Here is an 18300-nt window from a genome sequence, read left to right on the forward strand (position 1 = left end):
ATGGACATGCTCATCGGATACGGCACCGTCGCCGTCTTCTTCATCATCGTCGTGTTCGTCCTCGAGCGGACGCACCGCGGGACGAACGACTTCACCGGTTACGCAGTGGCCGGCCGTTCCTTCGGGTCCTGGTTCCAGACCATGGCCTTCCTGAACACGTGGCTCCCCGGCACGGTGTTCATCTCGTTCGCCGGTCTCGCCGCAGGGTCCGGAGTCATCGGCTTCTACATGATCTCCTACTCACTGCTGGCGATCTTCTTCATGTTCTTCATGGCGGAGAAGGTCCACGCCTGGGGTCAGCACTTCGACCTTCGCACCCAAGCCGACTTCGTCGGGATGCGCTACAACTCCACGCCCGTACGGGTCGTCTCAGCCCTGATCGGAGTGGTCTCGGTCTTCCCGTGGCTCGTGCTGGGCTTCCAGTCACTCGGCCTCGTCTTCTCCTACCTCTCGTTCGGCGCCGTCTCGAACGTGGCCGCGATCTTCGTCGGCATCGCCGTTCTCGGCCTGCGCCAGGTCTGGACCGTCCGGATGGGCATGCGCGGCATCGTCATCAGCGACATGGTGCAGGGAATCTTCGCGTACGGCGTCGGTTTCCTCATCGCGCTCGGGCTCATGGTCTGGCTCGCTGCGCAAGGTTTCGGGCTCGGAGCCCTGCCAAGGGAGTTCGCCAGTCTGCCGGGCATCGGTAGCGAGCTCGGCCCGTTGTACTTCCTGTCGATCGTGGCGACCGGCGCGCTCGGCGCCTGGTGCTGGCCGGATATCTTCGTGCGTCTGTTCACGGCGAAGAGCGCGCTGACGGTGAAGCGGTCAGCGGTCAAGGCGGCCCCCATACTGTTCATCTTCGCGGCCACATTGATGACGATGTCGATGATGGCGCACGAGCTGCCCGAGGTCGCGGCGGCGCCGGACAACGTGTGGTTCCTGACCGCGGCGAAGGGCGGATCGTTCGTCCTGGCCCTCGCAGGTGTCGCCGTGCTCGCCGCGACTATGGGCAACGCGAACGCGCTCGGAGCCGCGATTGGCACGCACCTCGCGCAGGACGTCATCCACGTCAAGGGAGCTACTGACGCCCGGATCACCCGGACTGCAAAGCTGTCGATCGTGGTGGTGACAATCCTCGCCGTCATCGGCGCCATCTTCACGGTCAACTCCACGGCGGGACTCGTCACGCTGGCCATGACGTCGTACCAAGGCGTGGTCCAGTTGGCGCCGTCGCTGTACTTCGGTGTCTTCTGGCGCCGCGGAAACGCAGCGGGAGCACTGGCAGGCATGGTGGTTGGGTTCGTCGTCGCGGCCATCTTGCAGCTCGCCTACCCGGTATCCATCCCGTGGGCGTGGGGCCTCACGTCGGGCATGGTCGGGCTCGCGGTCAACGCGCTGATCTACCTCGGCTTCGCCTACGGGAAGCCGGCTTCTGCCACTGAGCAGCGAAGGGTCAGCCACTTGTTCGACGAGTTGACCCGCCCCGCCAGCAGGCGTGGGGACCACCCGCTCGAGGACGCGCCCGTCGCCTGACAGGCCCATGTCACTGGGTCGGCGTCTGACCTCCAGCTGTGGAGCAGGCGTCGGCCCAGTGCCGTCGAGGGCGGCGGGCCAGGACGGATCCGCACTGGCCTGACGTACCTGCTGCATGCACCCGGACTGATCCGTCCTCGGGCGCCACGACTAGATCGAAGGACCCCTCCATGCTCGTTCCCTTCACCGTCAATGACTTTCTCGACCGGGGCAGCCTGGTCTATGGGGACCGCGTCGGTTTTGTCGACGAACCCAACCAACCAGCGGCCTCGCTTGGCGAGACGACGTATGCCGAGGTGGCCGACCTGGCTGGCCGTCAGGCGGCTCGCCTTGACGAGCTGGGGCTAGGGGTCGGAGACCGTGTCGGGATCATCTCCCAGAACAGCAGCCGACTGCTCACTTCGTTCTTCGGGGTGTGCGGGTCGGGCCGGGTCCTGGTGCCGATCAACTTCCGGCTCCGGCCCGACGAAGTCGCATACATTGCCGCGCACTCCGGTACTCGCGTCCTCTACGTCGACCCGGAGCTGGTCGACGCGCTGCGTGGCATCGACGTGGAGCATGTGTTCACTCTGGGCGCAGACGCGGACATGTTCGCAGCAGCTGGTGCCGTGCCACGTGCGTGGGAGCCTGACGAGAACGCCATCGCGACGATCAACTACACCAGTGGGACCACGGCTCGACCCAAGGGGGTGAAGATCACCCACCGCAACATCTGGACCAACGCTGTGACCTTCGCTTTGCACGCCGGCGTCAGTGACCGCGACGTCTATCTCCATACTCTTCCGATGTTCCACGCGAACGGTTGGGGCATGCCGTTCGCGATGACCGGGTTGGGCGTGCCGCAGGTGGTTCTGCGCAAGGTCGATGGGGCCGAGATCCTGCGCCGTGTGAACCTCTACGGAGTCACAGTGATGTGCGCCGCGCCTGCCGTGGTGAACGCGGTGCTCGAAGCGGCACAGAGCTGGGACGGGGATATCCCAGGCCGGGATCGGGTCCGGATCATTGTTGCCGGCGCGCCACCGCCGACCAGGACCATCGTGCGGGTGCAGGAGGAGCTCGGCTGGGAGTTCATCCAGATCTACGGTCTGACCGAGACCTCTCCACTCTTGACCATCAACCGGACTCGGGCCGAGTGGGACGCCCTCTCGCCCGAGCACCGGGCGGCCAAGTTGGTTCGCGCGGGAGCCCCGGCCCTCGGCGTCTCGCTGCGAGTCGATCAGCAAGGGGAGGTCCTCGCTCGCTCCAACGTCGTTCTCGACGGCTACTGGGATCAGCCTGAGGAGACCGATCGCGCTTTGGTCGACGACTGGTTCCGTACCGGTGATGGCGGCACCCTCGATGAGGAGGGCTACCTGACCATCAGCGACCGCAAGAAGGACGTGATCATCACCGGAGGTGAGAACGTCTCGTCGATCGAGGTGGAGGACGTGCTCTTCTCCCACCCTGCGGTGGCGGAGGCTGCGGTCATCGGGGTGCCTCACGAGAAGTGGGGTGAGACGATCTTGGCGCTGGTCGTGCTGGCGTCCGGGCACCAGGCGACGGAAGAAGAGCTGATCGCTTGGTGCAAGGAGAAGGCTGCCGGTTACAAGGCGCCGACCACCGTGGAGTTTCGCGACGAGTTGTCCCGGACAGCCACCGGCAAGCTGCAGAAGTTCAAGCTCCGTGAACCGTACTGGCAGGGCCGGACCCGCCAGGTCCACTAGCAGCGACTTGGCAGCGTACAACTCGACTTCGGCTCACTGGCTTCGAGCAGCAGTCGACAGGGCCGTTGTCCGCCGTGGCACCGAGGAGCGAGGAATGGAATCGGCCTCCACTATTTCCCTGCCCGGGCATCGAGCGCCTAGGCGACCGGTGGAGGTGAGGGCACCGGACCGCGATCGCGGCTTGGTCCAACTCAAAGCACCAGGTGTCACTGGTTCCGTCGCCTCCTTTACAACCACTGCCCGTCCAGTACCTCGGCCTCGAGCACGCATCAGGTAGATGCGGAAACCGGTTCCGCGGCCCGACGCCGCGGGACGGTGCCGCCGGATGACGGCCCCTCCCCGCGGTTCGATGTCAGCTCAGTTGGTGAAGGTGATCGGCTCTCCGCCGGCCACCAGCCGCCAGTCGACGGTGTGGAAGCGGGATGCGTCGAGCACGTCCTGCTCGGCGGCCCACTGGGTGATCAGCTCCTGAATGCTGGCGAGCGGATCGTAGACAACGGGGGCGGTGGACACGACCGGTGGGTTTCCCCCTCCGCCGATGACGTAGTTGTCCGATGCGAGCACGAACTCCATTGCGGGATCGAGCGGCTTGCCGTCGAAACGGGGGTTGACGATTCGCTGGCCCACCGGTTTGGTCAGGTCCACGTCATACTGGAGCCCGTAGATGTGCTGGAGGAACCATTGCGCGCTGACGCCCGACCGAACCAGGCTGTTGCGTGCATGCGGTCCCGGGGTGCTGACGCCGTTGTAGAAGCTGGCCACCCACTCGAGGAAGGTCACCACCTGCTTGCCGTTGACCTTGACCGCAACGAGGACGTTGTTGTCGTACACGTAGAGCGAGCTGAGCTGGCGCACACTGACCGGACCTGCCGGCACCGTCACCGCTGAGGTCGTCAACGGCGAACGAGCGGACAAGATCGGCAGCTTCTCGTAGGGAGTGCCAACGAGACCACGTCGAGTCGCTTCGGCCTGAACGAGCGCCATCATGTCGATGGCCGCGACATCTTGGGTCATCGAGTTGCGCAGAGTGAGCTCTTGCAGCGACGTGGTCACGGGCCCGTTGACGTAGTCGACCACCGCTTGGTGCTGCGCCTGAACCAGCGCAACCAAGGCGGGGTCGTCCGCGACGCTGCTGGCCTGCAGGTGCTCCCCCTCGTCTCGGTCACCTGCCACTGTCCCTCGACCTTCTGCAGGCCGACGTCGATGACGCCGAGCACCTGCCCGTGGCTGCCGGCCTGGCTCAGCAGTACCTGCCGGCCCGTCTGCTTGTTCTGCACGAACCGTTGAGGGACGTTGGTGTGCGAGTGCCCGGCCAGTACGACGTCGATGCCGGGGACCTCTTCGGCCACGACGGTGCCGAAGTTCTCCGGGTAGGGCAGTTGGTCACCATAGCTGGAGTCGCTTCCGAGGCCGGTGTGCAAGGCCGCCACGATCACATCGGCGCCCGCTGCCCGCATCTTGGGGACATAGGTGCGCGCGGTCTCGAGGCCGCCGACGAAGTCGAGCTTGCCGGAGACGTGGGTGCGGTCCCACAGGGCGCTGCCCGGGGTGGTGATACCCAGGATGCCGACGCGGATCGGCTTGTTGCCCTTCAGGTTGATCGTCTTGATCACGTATGGGGCGAAGGCCGGGGTGCTCGTGCCGTGCTGAAGCACGTTGGCACCCAGCAGGGTCGCGTCGAGCTGCTTCTGGAACTCCGACAGCACTGGGAGGCCGAAGTTGAACTCGTGGTTTCCCACGGTCATGGTGTCGTAACGCATGTAGTTCATCGCGGTGGCGACGGGGTGCTTCGCGCCGTCCACGACCGAGTCGATGTTGGCGTAGTAGCTGCCGAGGGCGGTTCCCTGGATCGAGTCGCCAACGTCGATCAGCAGGGTCGAGTCGGCGCCACGCTCGGCACGGACCTGGTTGACGAGTGTCGAGATCCTGCCGAGACCACGGGCCGGCGCGTAGGGCTTGTCGGCCAGGTAGTCCCAGTTGAGCACTCGCGCGTGGACGTCCGTCGTGCTCATCAACGTGAGCCGGCCGGTGTTGCTCTCGAGGGCTTGGGGGGTGGCGTCGGCGAGGGTGGGAACAGCCGACGCGAAGACAACTGCGAAGGCCAGCGCAACAACGGCGAACGGCCGGCTGCGAAGCCGCCTGGGGATGGGATCCACGTGATCTCCTTTGGGAGCAAGGCCCGCACCGGTTGCAGGTCCTGCTGCAGGCTTACAGAGATCGTGGAGGAACCACACAGCAAACACTCACCAAGTTCCAATGTTCGGATGGCATTAACCCAAGTTGCCCGTTTGCCTGCGGCATCTCCTGAGGAGGTGTATAGCGGAATCAGGGCAAGCGCCGCGTAGGCCCTAGATCCTCCCTGGGGAGGTGGTGCATTCCCAGGGGCGCAAGTTCGACGCAAGGACGGCAGACATTCCGGCGCCGACCGTCCTTGACGTCCTCCGAAGCTCGGGCGTGCCGCAGATCCGGCCCTCCGCGCCGGCAGCACGCCTCCGGCCTCACGCAACATCCCGTTCGACACTCACCAGGGAGGACCTGATGCTTACGAGTGCGTCCGTCACCGCCAACATCCCCGCCGCCGATCTCGCGCGGGCCCGATCGTTCTATGCCGACATGCTTGGCCTGAACCCGGCCACCGAGGTGGGCGGCGCCGACATGCTGATCTACCGCACCAAGGGCGGGACGGAGTTCAGCGTCTACCAGACCGAGTACGCCGGACAGGCCGGCCACACGATCGCCCAGTTCCACGTCGACGACGTCGTGGCCGAGGCCCGCGCCCTGCAAGCCAAGGGCGTCGCTCTCGAGACGTACGACATGCCAGGAGTGGAGTGGGAGGACGGCATCGCCGACCTGGGTCCGATAGGCAAGGCGGCCTGGTTCAAGGACAGCGAAGGCAATATTCTCTGCATTGACTCCGGGTTCCCCGAGGGCTGAGCGGTGAGCGTCACCTGGCTCGCAGTTGCCAGGCGCCGCATGACGAGAGTTCGGCCCCACCGGTCCCGGGCGCCGTCCCCGAGCACGCCGAACATCGGGTGCCCGATGGGGCTCTGGTGGGCGCCGACCCCGAGGGGCGGCCCCGGGTCCAGGGAGTAGGCCCCGCGCTTCGCGATGTACTCGCGCAGCTAGGTGGGCGCCTTGGCCCCGCCGGTGCCCCCAGATGTGCTCGGAAACGCACGTGGCCCCCACACTCAGTGTGGGGGCCACGTGGCGCTGCGACGCGATTGGTAGCGGGGGCAGGATTTGAACCTGCGACCTCCGGGTTATGAGCCCGGCGAGCTACCGAGCTGCTCCACCCCGCGTCGGTGACACCACCTTATCCCGAGCGGCGGCGAGCGACCAAATCGGTTGGGCACTCAGCGGCATACGGCCTCACGGCGAGGGCGTGCCGGTCCCCTGCGGCGACGCCTCGACCGCCCGCTTCAGCGCCTCCTTCAGCCGATCCTGGGCCTGGCCGTAGGCCGCGAAGTTGCCCGCCTTGAGGGCCGCCTCGCCCTCGGCATAGGCCGCCTCGGCGTCCTTGAGGGCCTGCGCTAGGGCCGCCTCGTTCGGCTGCGAGGGCTGCGCCGTCGTGGACGGAGCCGGCGGCGACGAGGACTCGCTCGGCGTGGGCGTGCTCGACGGCGGCGTGGGCGTCGTACCGGGGGTCGGTGTCACCGGCGTCGACGTGCCGGTGTCGCCGGCCTTGGCGCCCGACTCACCGCCGAAGAGGTCGTTGAGCGCGTCATCGAGCGAGCCTGCCCACGCGATCTTGTCGCCGAACGCGACCGCGACCGCGGAGAGGCGCGGGTAGGAGCCGCTCGCCTTGGCCTGGACGTAGATCGGCTGGACGTAGAGCAGGCCACCGCCGACCGGCAGGGTCAGCTGGTTGCCGAAGGTCACCGTGGCGGCACCCTGCTGCTGCGTCGTCGTGATGAACTGCGCCAGGGTGAGCGACAGTTGGGGATCCTTCGAGTTCACGGGCGAGGTCCGCATCTCGTTGTAGACCTGTCCGGGTCCGTTCACCGTGCCACCGGTCGTCTCGAGCAGGCGCAACGTCCCGTACTGCGGCGACTTCTTGCCCGTCTCGGTGCCGGCGTCACCGTCAGCCGCGAGGAAGCCGGAGAGCACCTGCCGGTCCCCGGTCGGCATGAACGTGGATGTGAGCGAGAAGGCCGGCTGGTCCTGCCCGGGCATCGCCAGGGACAGGTAGTAAGGCGGCTGGAGCAGTTCCTGGCCCTCCGCCGCCTGGGCCGGGTCGTTCGGCACCTTCCAGAAGTTCTGGCCGGTGTAGAAGGTGTTCGGGTCCTGGTCGTGGTACTTCGACAACAGCTCGCGCTGGACCTTGAAGAGGTCCTCCGGGTAGCGCAGGTGCGCCATGAGCGAGCCCTTGATGTCCGACAGAGGCTTCACCGTGCCGGGGAAGATCTGCATCCAGGCCTTGAGAACCGGATCCTGCTCGTCCCACTGGTAGAGCGTCACGGTCCCGTCGTAGGCGTCGACAGTGGCCTTGACCGAGTTCCGCACGTAGTTGACCTGGCCGGCCTGGACGGCCCGGACCGAGTCCTTCGTGCGGGTGACCGAGTCCTGGGTGACGACGTTGAGGGTCGTCATCTGCGAGTACGGGTAGGACGCCGAGGTCGTGTAACCGTCGAGGATCCACAGCACCCGGCCGTCGACGACGGCCGGGTAGGCGTTGCCGTCGAGGGTGAGCCACGGCGCGACGCGCTGGACGCGCTCGCGCGGCGTGCGGTAGTCGAGGATCTTCGAGTCGCCCGTCACCGCGTCAGACAGGATGAAGTTCATCTCCTTGTACTTGAGCGCGTAGGCGAGCCGGTTCATCCCGGCGAGCGAGACTCCGCCCTTGCCGGCATACGTGTTCGTGATCTGGCCGGTGCCGTTCGGGTCCGGGTAGTCGAACTCCTTCTTCCCCCCGCCCACGATGGAGTACTCCGTCGAGTTCTCGCCGAAGTAGATCCGCGGCTCGTAGGGGTCGAGCGAACCCTTCTGCCCGATCTGCGACTCGAAGAACGTGGGGCGCCCGTCGGCGTCACGGGTGTTTCCCTTCGCGGCGACGACGCCGTACCCATGGGTGTAGACCGTGTGGTCATTGAGCCAGTTGCGCTGCCCGTCCGGGATTCCGTTCAGGTCCAGCTCGCGTGCAGCGATGACCGTGTCGGTCAGCTTCCCGTCGACCATGTAGCGGTCGACGTCGAGGACGTCGGGGAACTGGTAGTAGCCCTTGCTGGCCTCGAGCTGCTTGAAGGTCGGGCTGACGATGTTGGGGTCGATGAGCCGGATGCCGGGCACGGTCGCGGCGTCACCGCGCAGCTGCCCGGGCGCGGCGACCGTCTTGGTGTTGTAGGACTCGACCTTGATGTCGTTGAAGCCGTATGCGGCTCGGGTCGCCTTGATGTTGCGATCGATGTAGGGCACCTCGAGGGACTTCTCGGAGGGCTTGACCTTGAGCGACTGGACGAGCGCCGGGTAGATCCCGCCGACCGCGACGACACAGACGACGAGAACGGCAACGCCCACGATCGGCAGCCGCCACGACCGGGTCCAGATCGTGCTGACGAAGAGGATCGCGCACATCACCGCCGCCACCGCCAGGATCGCCTTGGTCGGGATCACCGCATGCGCCTCGGTGTACTGGATACCGGTCATCCGGGTGGACTGCGCCGTCGCGAGGTTGTAGCGGTCGATCCAGAAGGCCACCGCCCGCACGAGCACGAGCACGGCGAGCAGGATCGACAGGTGCACCCGAGCGGCCTGGGTGGTCCGGGTGTGGCTGCCGATCACGATGCCGCCGTAGAGGTAGTGCGTGAAGGCGGCCGCGATGATGCCCACGATGAGGACCATCGTCAGGAACGCGATGACGAAGTTGATCCATGGCAGCGTGAAGACGAAGAAGCCGATGTCGAGCCCGAACTCGGGATCCGTCGTGCCGAACGGCTGCCCGTTGATCCACAGCTGGAACGTGTCCCACTGGGTCGCGGCCGAGAGCCCGGCGAAGAGGCCGAGGGCGAGCGGCGCTGCGATCGTCGCGGTGCGTCGCATCGGCTCGACGAGCTGGCGGTAGTGCTCCATCGCCTGGGTTTCCGGGGACGGCGCGTAGATCGGCCGGCCCCGGTAGGCGAAGTGGATGCTCGACCAGGCGACAGCGGCCATGACGAGGCCGCCGGCGAGGCCGAGCAGCAGACGGGTCACGATCTGGGTCCGGAAGACCCCGACGAAGTCGACCGACTGGTACCAGAGCACCTCGGTCCAGAACTGCGCGACAATCGTCAGCAGGATGATGAGCGCCGCCGCGACGACGAGCGCCGTGACGAGGGGGCTGCGCGAGGGCCGGCGAGCCGTCGCAGCAGGCGGCGGACCCGCCGATCCGCCGTCGCCGAAGGAACCCCGACCGGGGCTGAAGTCGCTGTCACTCACGGTGGCTGCCTAGGGTTCGCGCTGACGGTACGCGGCAACGATAACCCGACCCTCACCGGGCCCGACCGCCCGGCTGCGCACGACCGGGCGGCTCCGAGAGCCGTGCCGACGAGCGGTTGCCGCTGGCTCGATGCCATGGGGCACGATGGGCGAGTGCAGTCGACACCCGTGACCGATCCCCTCGCCCTCGTCGCCCTCGACACGGAGCGCCACGTCGCGGCTCGGGGCTGGGACCAGCCGGCGCGGCTCTTCGCGCTGGTCCGCACCGATGACCTGCTCGCCAGGGAGCCGCACCTTCGCGAGCAGATGCGGGAGCCGGACCTCGTGCCGGGCGCCTTCACGGCGATCGAGCAGGAGGGCCTGCCCACGACGAACTCGATCGAGACCCTCATCGGCCGGATCGCCTGGCCGGACGAGGTCGACGGGTGTGCCTTCGCCATCGAGCGGATGGTGGTCCCGCCGGACGCGGAGCGGGACCTGCCCGCGCGAGCCGAGGACGCGGTCGACGCCCTCGCCGCCCATCCCGACCGGCAGGACGTCCGCCTCGTCGCGGCGGTGCTGCGCGACGGGCGGTCGATCTGCCTGCTCCGGCAGCGCGCCCACGACTCCGACGACGCGGTGGCAACCGGCCCGGACATCGCGCCCGGCCTCGTCGCCGCCCTCAAGGCGACCCTCGAGCCCTGAACCGCACGGCCCGATCGCTGCCTCAGCAGCGGGGCAGACCGCTCGCCTGTCCTTGGGCAATGGCCTCCACGGCGGAGAGGGCGCCATCGAAGGTGCTGACCTTGACCACCTGCAGCCCGTCCGGCACGTGCCCGACGACCTCCGGACAGTTCGCGGCCGGAGCAAGGAAGTAGTTCGACCCGGCGCTCCGGGCGCCCTCGAGCTTCTGCCGGATCCCGCCGATGGGGCCGACGTTCTCCTGGTCGTCGATGGTGCCGGTGCCCGCGATGGCGTGGTTGCCGGTCAGCGAGCCCGGCGTCAGCTTGTCGTAGATGGCGAGCGCGAACATCAGCCCCGCTGAGGGCCCGCCGACGTCGCCGGCGTTGATCGTGACCTTGACGGGGAAGTCGTGCTCGACCCCGAGCAGCACGCCGATCGCCGTCCGCCCGCCTGCACCGCTGATCGTCGGGACGGCAACCGTCTCGTTCTTGCCGGAGCGGGTGACCACCATCGACACCGGTTCCCCGGGCTTGACCCGTTGCACGGCCGCGCGGATGGCATCCGGGTCACTCGCCGCCTCGCCGTCCACGCTGACGAACCGGTCGCCCGCCTTGAGCAGCCCCTTCGCCTTGGACGTGTCGAGCACCTGCGCGACGACGACGTGCGTGGGCACCTTCTCACCGATGGCCCGCAAGGCGACCGCCTTCGCCTCCTCCTGGGAGCCCTCCATCTGGATGGCGCTTTCCTCGGCGACCTGCTGCTCGCTGGCATTCGGGTCGAACATCTGGTCCACCGGGTAGATGGCGCGGGCCGGGTCGAGCCAGGCGCCGAGCAGGTCCCAGGCGTCGACGGGGTGGCCCGGGCCGCCCTTGATGACGACGGTGAGGAAGCGCAAGCTCCCCTCGGTGGGATAGGTCGGCAGGCCATCGACGACGATAACCGGCTTGTCGGTGCCGCCGAGGCTCTCCGTGCCCAAGGCGTTGAACGTGGGTCCCGGGCTCACGATGGCGTAGGGCAGCCGGATGAGGGAGCCGGCCACGACCGCGATGAGCACGACGAAGAAGGTGACGAGGACGGCGATGTTCCAGCCGCTGAGGCGCGCCCGGCGAGCGGTTCGCGTCGGCGGCCCGGAGGACTCGTCCTGCGCCCCCGGCCCCTCTGCGTCAGGGGGCCCGGCGGGTGTCGTCACGGCAGGCCGACCCACTCGTCGACGCCGTCGCTGAAGCGCTGGTGCTTCCAGATCGGCACCGTCGCCTTGAGCTCGTCGATGAGGGCACGGCACACCTCGAAGGCCTCGGCGCGGTGCTCGGCGCTCACCCCGACGACAACCGCCAGATCACCGATCTCGAGGCGGCCGACGCGGTGCACGACGGCGATCCGCACGGTCTGCCCGGCGCCGTCGAGGCGCTCGGCGAGCGCCCTCGTCAGCTGCGCGGCCTGAGGGTGGGCGGAGTAGTCGAGCCGCTCGACGCCCTTGCCACCGTCGGCGTCACGCACCGTGCCGACGAACAGGCAGATGCCGCCCGCCCGTGGGTCCGAAACGCTACGGAGCACCTCGTCGACGGACAACTCCGTCTCGCGGATCTCGGCCAGGGCGACGCTCACAGAAGCCATCGTATGCGGCGTGCTCGCGCCCCGCTGACCGCGCTCGCCGCGCGCGGGGATCCTTCCTCGCTGCGGCGGCCCTCCCGAGGGAACTCTGCGCGCGGATCCGTGGTTGTCTTGGAGCAGGACCGAATCCACCGAGGAGCACCATGGCAGACGACCGCGACCCCGCCCCGTGGGACGCCGGCGACGACGACAACGACGAGCCCTTCCGCTTTCCGCCCGGGTTCGACCCGAGCGACCTCGGCGCCATGCTCGAGCACGTGCTCGGTGAGACGGCCAGGAACCCCGAGCTGGCCGACCTGATGCGCTCGATGGGCGTCGATCCGGACGACCCCAACACCAAAGCCGCCATGCAGGCGCAGCTGCGGACCTTCATGCAGGCCCAGCAGTCCCCCACCGGGGCCCAGGAGCTGGCCGTCGAGACCGCCCGCCGGCACGTGATGACGACCGAGGGCAACGACGTCCACGACGCCGGCGCCGACCGCGCCATCGCCGATGCCGTGCAGGTCGCGACGCTGTGGCTCGACGAACAGACGACGCTGTCCGCCCCGTCGTGGCGGGCCGTCGGGCTGAGCCGGGCGGAGTGGGTCGAGGCGACCATGCCGCGGTGGTTCGACCTCGTCGAGCCGGTGTCCGAGGGTGTCACCGCCGCGACCTCGGCAGCCCTGCGCAAGCAGATGGGCGAGCTCGGCCCGGGCGCCTTCGGCGACGCCGCACCTCCCGGCCTCCCCCCGGGCTTCGACCCCGCGCAGATGCTCGAGCAGTGGGCGCCGATGCTCGGCAACCTCAGCCGCCAGATGTTCGCGGCCCAGCTCGGCCAGGCGGTCGGCACGCTCGCCGCCGAGGTCGTGACGGGCACCGAGGTCGGGCTGCCGATCACGGAGCCGGGGATCGTCGCGCTCCTGCCGGGCAACGTCCACGAGATGTCGGAGTCGCTCGAGATCGACGAGCCCCAGGTGCGGCTCTATCTCGCCGTGCGCGAGGCGGCCCGGGTCCGGCTCTTCTCCGAGGTGCCGTGGCTCGGCCCCCAGCTGCTGGCCGCTGTTTCCGACTACGCCCGCAACATCACGATCGACACGGACGCCATCGAGTCCGCCCTGACGAGCGTCGACCCGAGCGACCCCGAGGCCCTCCGGGCGGCGCTGCAGGGCAACCTCTTCACGCCCTCGCCGACGCCGGCGCAGCAGGTCGCGCTCGGCCGGCTCGAGACGTTCCTCGCGCTCGCGGAGGGCTGGGTCGACCATGTGACGGAGCGGGCGACGGCCCGGCACCTGCCGCAGTCGGCGGCCCTGGCCGAGACGATCCGGCGCCGTCGCGTCGGCGGAGCGGCCGAGCGGACCTTCGCCGGTCTCGTCGGTCTCGAGCTGCGACCTCGCCGGCTGCGCGACGCGGCCAACCTCTGGGCCGCCCTCGAGGACGCCGGCGGGGCCGCCCTCCGGGACGGACGCTGGGCCCACCCGGACCTCGCCCCCACCGGCGCCGACCTCGACGACCCGATCGGGTACGTCGAGCGGGCCACCGGCCGTGCCGACGAGCCGGGCACCGAGGGGGCGCTCGGCGCCGACCTCGACTCGGTCCTCAAGGGCATCCTCGAGGAGGCCGAGCGGTCCGGCACGCCCAAGGGCGGGCCGTCCGGCGTCTCCCAGGACGAGCCGCGCCGGCCCGAGGGTGACGACGAGCCGGGACCGCCGACGGACGAGGGCGGGGACGACGCCCCGTGACCGTTCCCCCGGGAGCGGGCACAGCGGCATACCTCCCCGTATGGAGCGACGCCCGGGAGGTGCTGGACGGCTGGGCCCCGCCCGACGCCGGGCAGGCCCGGTTGCGTGGCGAGTTCCTCGCGCTCCTCGAGCGCGGCCCTGCGGCCGTGTGCCGTGACGGAGGACCGGCCCACCTCACCGCGGGCGTCATCGTGCTCGATACCGGGTTGCGTCACGTCCTGCTCACCCATCACCGCAAGGCCGACGCCTGGTTCCAGTTCGGAGGTCACCTGGAGGCGGGCGACGGGACCCTGCACGCAGCTGCCCTGCGCGAGGCGCGCGAGGAGAGCGGGATCGCGTCGCTCACGGTGCTGGCACCGGTCGTCCACCTTGACCGGCACTCCCTGCCGGCGACGTTCGGGTCGTGCCGGGAGCACCTCGACGTTCGCTTCGCGGCCGTGGCCGACCCCACGTCACGGCACGCGGTCAGCGAGGAGTCGCTCGACGTGCGCTGGTGGCCGATCGAGGCGCTGCCGCCCGGGGCGGGTGCGGACCTGGGGCCGTTGATCGCGGCGGCCGTCGCCCGGCTCACCCCGCACGACGAGGTCCCGGCGACGACCGCTTGGCCTCCTGAGGGGACGCCGCCCGGAGCCCCGAGGCGACGGGCGGTGACGCGCCCACGCACGGGGCGAGCATGAATTCGTGCTCAGCGTGCTCTAGGGTTGACCAAGTCCAGCACCCGTCCGATGGGTGCCAGCAACAAGGAGACACCAATGGCTGACGAGACCTACAAAGGCGAGTTCTACTGCGTGAAGTGCAAGGAGAAGCGCGAGGCCGAGGGCAAGGTTGTCGTGTCCGACAACGGCCGGCGGATGGCCAAGGGCCAGTGCCCCGTCTGTGGTACGAACCTCAACCGCATTCTCGGCAAGGCCTGAACGGCTCGCTGGCGTCTCGAATCCCCGGAGGGGCGGAACCGCGTCGGTTCCGCCCCTCCTCGCTGTCCGGGCGCCTGTGTGCGCCCCTCGCGGGGATGGCGACGTTCCCGGCTGCGCGTCGCGCCATCTGTGGACAAGGACCGTCGACGCGCGTGCGGGCCTGAGAGTCTGGAGGCGCAGCGCCGACTCGTCAGCCCACGGGAGTGCCCATGTCCGACCGACCCCGCTTCAAACCGTGGCTGCCCCCGGTCCTGCGGGGCCGTGACGAGGTCCAGTTCGGCTTCGCCGAGGACGGGGTCATCCTCAGCGGGATCAGCCCGGCCGAGGTCAGGCTGCTGCGTTCACTCGATGGCACGCGATCCCGGCTGGAGACGTTCGATGATGCCCGGCGGGCCGGCGTGACCGCCGCCCGCTGGCGCGAGCTGCTCGACATCGTGACCGCCCTGGACCTCCTCCAGCCGGACGACCCCGCGCCCGTCGTCCCGACCGGACGCCACGTCGTGGTCGACGGCGCCGGCCCGCTGTCGGCCGAGGTCGCGCTGCTGCTCGGCCGGTTCGGTGTCGAGCGGGTCACCCACGGGCGGCCGGCGGTCGACCTCGTCCTCGCCGACCCGGCGGGTCACCGCCCGGACCTTGTCGTGCTGACCGGCACCCGGGCGCTCGACCCCCGCGCCGCGGACGTCTGGTTGCACCACCGGGTGCCGCATGTCCCGGTCGTGCCGCACGGCTCGGCGGTCTCGATCGGGCCGGTGGTCCGCCGGGATGCGGCGAGCCCGTGCCTCTGGTGCGTGGACCTGCACCGGACCGACCGGGACCATGCCTGGGGTGCGGTCGTCGACCAACTGGCGGGTGACCGCAGCCGGGTCGTGCCCGGCTCGACGGACGCCGACGGGCTCCCGGCCGCCGTCGTCCCCTTCATCGCCGGCGGGGTCGCCCTGCTGGCCCTCGGCCTGCTGTCCGGGCAGTCGCCGCCCGACGGGCTCGCTCTCGAGGTCGGTGCCCCCTGGCCGCGGGTCGACCACCGCCGCTGGCCGCGGCACCCACGCTGCCGGCACCACCTCGACGCCGGTGCCGAGGTTGCCTGATGCAGGCAAGTGCCCTCGGGCCGTGCTCTAGGCTCGGTTGGTGACGACCAGGAGGGCCACCGTGACCGGGAGTGCGCGCGCATGACGGACCTGCCCCGCCGTGCCGTCGTGCGCTCGGCCAAGCTCGCCACGGTCCCGCTCGGCTTCGCCGGCCGCACCGCCCTCGGGCTCGGCAAACGGCTCGGCGGGCGCCCGGCCGAGGTCGTCACGGCCGAGCTGCAGGCCCGCACCGCCCAGCAGCTCTTCCAGGTCCTGGGCGAGCTCAAGGGCGGCGCGATGAAGTTCGGACAGGCCCTGTCGATCTTCGAGGCGGCCCTGCCCGAGGAGCTCGCCGGTCCGTACCGGGCGATGCTCACCAAGCTGCAGGACAGCGCGCCGCCGATGCCGACGGCCTCCGTGCACCGCGTCCTCGCCGAGGACCTGGGACCGGACTGGCGAGACCGCTTCGAGCGGTTCGACGACGCACCGGCGGCGAGCGCCTCGATCGGGCAGGTCCACCGCGCCGTATGGGCGGACGGCCGCGACGTGGCGGTCAAGATCCAGTACCCCGGCGCCGCGACCGCCCTCATGAGCGACCTCCGGCAGATCTCGAGGGTGACGCGGGTCGCCGCCGGCTGGGTGCCCGGCATCGAGCTCGGCCCCATCCTCGACGAGCTGCGCGACCGGATGGCGGAGGAGCTCGACTACCGCCTCGAGGCGGACGCGCAGGCGACCTTCGCCGAGGCCTTCGCGAACGACCCGCAGTTCGTCGTCCCGGCTGTCGTCGAGGGCGAGCAGAGCGTCATCGTCTCGGAGTGGCTCGAGGGCGTCCCCCTCTCGCAGATCATCGCGAGCGGCACGCAGGAGGAACGGGACGCCGCGGCCCAGCTCTATCTCGAGTTCCTCTTCGCCGGGCCGGCGCGAGCCGGCCTGCTCCATGCCGACCCCCACCCCGGCAACTTCCGGATCACGCCCGACGGCCGGCTCGGGGTCATCGACTTCGGTGCCGTGAGCCGTCTGCCCGACGGCATGCCGCCGGAGATCGGCGAGCTGCTCAGCGTCGGCCTCCAGGGCGGGGCGGAGGCGCTCCTCGACGGTCTGCGTGAGACCGGGTTCGTCCGCCCGAACATCGACATCGACGCCGACCGGCTGCTCGACTACCTGGAGCCGTTCCTCGCGCCGCTGCGGACCGACAGCTTCACGTTCAGCCGCGACTGGCTGCGCAGCGTCTTCAGCCACATCAACGACCCGCGCCAGCCGAACTATGCGATCGGCTACAAGCTCAACCTGCCCCCGGAGTACCTGCTGATCCACCGGGTCTGGGGCGGCGGCATGGGCGTCCTCAGCCAGCTCGGCGGGACGGTGCGGGGCCGCGAGGCCGTCAACGCACACCTGCCCGGTGCTCACCTGCCACCAGTCGGCTCAACCGACTGACCGGTGGCCTTCCCGCGTCCGGGACTGGTCTGGAGACAAAGGTCCGGCAACCAGGCCGGGACAAAAGCTCCCGGACAAAAGGGAACCGCGGGTGACGTTGCGCGTCACCCGCGGCTCGCTCACTCGATTCAGTTGGTGCTTCGTTCGCCCTTCAGGGCGGTCCGTCACTTGTCGGCGTGACGGCGGCTGCGACGGATCTCCTGCGAGATCAACCGGGCGCTGCGGCGAATTCCGCTGCGGTCGCGTCGGTGGATGCGCTGTTCGATTCGGTCGCGGGCCAGCATTTCGAGCTGGTTCATGATGGTCTCCTGACGGAATGGTTCTGGTCTGTACTGGCTGGTCGCGCATGGTCTCGACTCGGCGATCACGCGGCGACCGGGTGTTTCCGGGGACGTCCCCTTGGTCGTTTGCGGGCGACGATGGCGCCCTGGACGAAGAGCTGGCCACCCCAGACGCCCCATGGCTCCTCACGCTCGAGGGCGCCGGCGAGGCAGTGGGTCCGGGCGGGGCACAGCCCGCACAACGTCTTGGCGAACTCGACGTCCTCAGGCTTCTCCGCGAACCACAGCTCTGCGTCGTAGTCGCGGCACGGGATCGTCGCGCCGAGGGTCTCGGCACGGGTGCCGAGGTCGATCATCTCGCTCAACGGCATGGCCATCACCTCCTTCTCGGGTGCGCCCGGGGCGTGGCGCACGTGCTCGGTCGTGTCCTGCTGCATGAGTCCCGCTCCAGCGGTGCGGGTCTCGGTCCTGCTCGTCATCCGGGGAGTCATCTTTGGTGTCCCGTATCTGTCGGGCGCCGGGTTCGGCGCTGGCGGTGGTGATGGGTGGAGCGGCACGTGCGGTAAAAACACGAAGGCCGCGGACCCGGTGATGTCGGGTTCGCGGCCTGGAGAAGGAGCCTGGGTCTGGAATCAGACCGGTGGCCTCCCGAGGCGGAAGCGAGCGACATCGGTGGTCTTGTAGGTCGGGCCATCGACAGAGATGTCCCCAGTGAACGGGGCATCGAGAACAGCGACGGCCGTCCCACGGCGGGCGATGGACACAGTGGTCCCCTGGCCCGTGACAGCGAGAACCGCGAGGCGGACGTGGCCAGCCGGACGCGGACGCGCGGAAACGACGCAGGAAACTGCGTTCATCGCGTTCATGATCGTCATCATCAGGCCAACCCTCCTCACTGTCTTCGTGGGTCCCAGCCGACCACCTGAGCCGCTGGGCTTGACTCGTTAGAGGCTACGCGGTCCGAGCAGCGGTCAACAACTTAT

At 69.2% G+C, this 18300-nt stretch carries 16 protein-coding genes and 1 tRNA gene; 9 read left to right on the forward strand and 8 right to left on the reverse strand.

The genetic code is table 11. The annotated features are described in order from the left end of the window. Entirely contained in the window at positions 1 to 1518 is a 1518-nt protein-coding gene (locus ACTHJJ_RS14915; RefSeq protein ID WP_440303728.1) for a sodium:solute symporter family protein, read from the forward strand. Positions 1519 to 1688: 170 nt separating this feature from the next. Next, complete coding sequence (locus ACTHJJ_RS14920) at positions 1689 to 3221, forward strand: AMP-binding protein (RefSeq protein WP_440303729.1); 1533 nt, start codon at positions 1689 to 1691, stop codon at positions 3219 to 3221. 357 nt (positions 3222 to 3578) lie between these two features. Here ACTHJJ_RS14920 and ACTHJJ_RS14925 read toward each other — a convergent pair whose 3' ends face one another. Both ACTHJJ_RS14925 and ACTHJJ_RS14930 read right to left on the reverse strand, forming a co-directional pair. Beyond that, complete coding sequence (locus ACTHJJ_RS14925) at positions 3579 to 4298, reverse strand: 5'-nucleotidase C-terminal domain-containing protein (protein ID WP_440303730.1); 720 nt, start codon at positions 4296 to 4298, stop codon at positions 3579 to 3581. After that, complete coding sequence (locus ACTHJJ_RS14930) at positions 4271 to 5377, reverse strand: metallophosphoesterase (RefSeq protein WP_440303731.1); 1107 nt, start codon at positions 5375 to 5377, stop codon at positions 4271 to 4273. The genes ACTHJJ_RS14925 and ACTHJJ_RS14930 overlap by 28 nt, the downstream gene beginning before the upstream one ends. Positions 5378 to 5759: 382 nt before the next feature. Between ACTHJJ_RS14930 and ACTHJJ_RS14935 the strand changes: the two genes are divergently transcribed. Continuing rightward, entirely contained in the window at positions 5760 to 6155 is a 396-nt protein-coding gene (locus tag ACTHJJ_RS14935; protein WP_440303732.1) for a VOC family protein, read from the forward strand. A 288-nt stretch (positions 6156 to 6443) separates the two neighbouring features. Here the strand turns inward: ACTHJJ_RS14935 and ACTHJJ_RS14940 are convergent. Both ACTHJJ_RS14940 and ACTHJJ_RS14945 read right to left on the reverse strand, forming a co-directional pair. Beyond that, a tRNA-Met gene (locus ACTHJJ_RS14940) sits at positions 6444 to 6520 on the reverse strand. A gap of 70 nt (positions 6521 to 6590) precedes the next feature. Then, on the reverse strand, positions 6591 to 9632 hold the full coding sequence (locus ACTHJJ_RS14945) for a UPF0182 family membrane protein (RefSeq protein WP_440303733.1): 3042 nt from the start codon (positions 9630 to 9632) through the stop codon (positions 6591 to 6593). 135 nt (positions 9633 to 9767) lie between these two features. On the opposite strand from ACTHJJ_RS14945, the gene ACTHJJ_RS14950 reads away from it, so the two are divergent. Beyond that, positions 9768 to 10316, forward strand: a complete 549-nt coding sequence (locus ACTHJJ_RS14950) for a PPA1309 family protein (RefSeq protein ID WP_440303734.1) — start codon at positions 9768 to 9770, stop codon at positions 10314 to 10316. A gap of 22 nt (positions 10317 to 10338) precedes the next feature. Here ACTHJJ_RS14950 and ACTHJJ_RS14955 read toward each other — a convergent pair whose 3' ends face one another. Next, on the reverse strand, positions 10339 to 11484 hold the full coding sequence (locus ACTHJJ_RS14955; RefSeq protein ID WP_440303735.1) for a YlbL family protein: 1146 nt from the start codon (positions 11482 to 11484) through the stop codon (positions 10339 to 10341). Beyond that, on the reverse strand, positions 11481 to 11909 hold the full coding sequence (locus ACTHJJ_RS14960) for a molybdenum cofactor biosynthesis protein MoaE (protein WP_440303736.1): 429 nt from the start codon (positions 11907 to 11909) through the stop codon (positions 11481 to 11483). The genes ACTHJJ_RS14955 and ACTHJJ_RS14960 overlap by 4 nt, the downstream gene beginning before the upstream one ends. Positions 11910 to 12049: 140 nt before the next feature. Between ACTHJJ_RS14960 and ACTHJJ_RS14965 the strand changes: the two genes are divergently transcribed. The 5 genes from ACTHJJ_RS14965 (at position 12050) to ACTHJJ_RS14985 (ending at position 17036) form a co-directional block, all read left to right on the forward strand. After that, positions 12050 to 13624 (forward strand): zinc-dependent metalloprotease, encoded by a 1575-nt coding sequence (locus ACTHJJ_RS14965; RefSeq protein WP_440303737.1) that lies wholly within the window; start codon positions 12050 to 12052, stop codon positions 13622 to 13624. Further along, the gene (locus ACTHJJ_RS14970; RefSeq protein WP_440303738.1) at positions 13621 to 14301 is read left to right on the forward strand and encodes an NUDIX hydrolase; all 681 of its coding nucleotides are present in this window, start codon (positions 13621 to 13623) and stop codon (positions 14299 to 14301) included. The genes ACTHJJ_RS14965 and ACTHJJ_RS14970 overlap by 4 nt, the downstream gene beginning before the upstream one ends. A 75-nt stretch (positions 14302 to 14376) precedes the next feature. Continuing rightward, entirely contained in the window at positions 14377 to 14538 is a 162-nt protein-coding gene (locus ACTHJJ_RS14975; RefSeq protein ID WP_020143053.1) for a DUF5679 domain-containing protein, read from the forward strand. Between the two features lie 209 nt (positions 14539 to 14747). Next, on the forward strand, positions 14748 to 15623 hold the full coding sequence (locus tag ACTHJJ_RS14980; RefSeq protein ID WP_440303739.1) for a hypothetical protein: 876 nt from the start codon (positions 14748 to 14750) through the stop codon (positions 15621 to 15623). Between the two features lie 81 nt (positions 15624 to 15704). Beyond that, positions 15705 to 17036: an ABC1 kinase family protein gene (locus tag ACTHJJ_RS14985; protein WP_440303740.1), complete on the forward strand. Its 1332-nt coding sequence runs from the start codon at positions 15705 to 15707 to the stop codon at positions 17034 to 17036. A 164-nt stretch (positions 17037 to 17200) separates the two neighbouring features. Here the strand turns inward: ACTHJJ_RS14985 and ACTHJJ_RS14990 are convergent, their stop codons facing one another. Together ACTHJJ_RS14990 and ACTHJJ_RS14995 are read right to left on the reverse strand one after the other, a co-directional pair. Continuing rightward, positions 17201 to 17335, reverse strand: coding sequence for a hypothetical protein (locus tag ACTHJJ_RS14990; protein ID WP_440303741.1), 135 nt, complete (start codon positions 17333 to 17335; stop codon positions 17201 to 17203). Positions 17336 to 17400: 65 nt separating this feature from the next. After that, entirely contained in the window at positions 17401 to 17688 is a 288-nt protein-coding gene (locus tag ACTHJJ_RS14995; RefSeq protein ID WP_440303748.1) for a WhiB family transcriptional regulator, read from the reverse strand. Between the last annotated feature and the right edge of the window lie 612 nt (positions 17689 to 18300).

It is taken from the genome of Intrasporangium sp. (assembly GCF_051961875.1).
Classification (GTDB): domain Bacteria; phylum Actinomycetota; class Actinomycetes; order Actinomycetales; family Dermatophilaceae; genus Intrasporangium_A.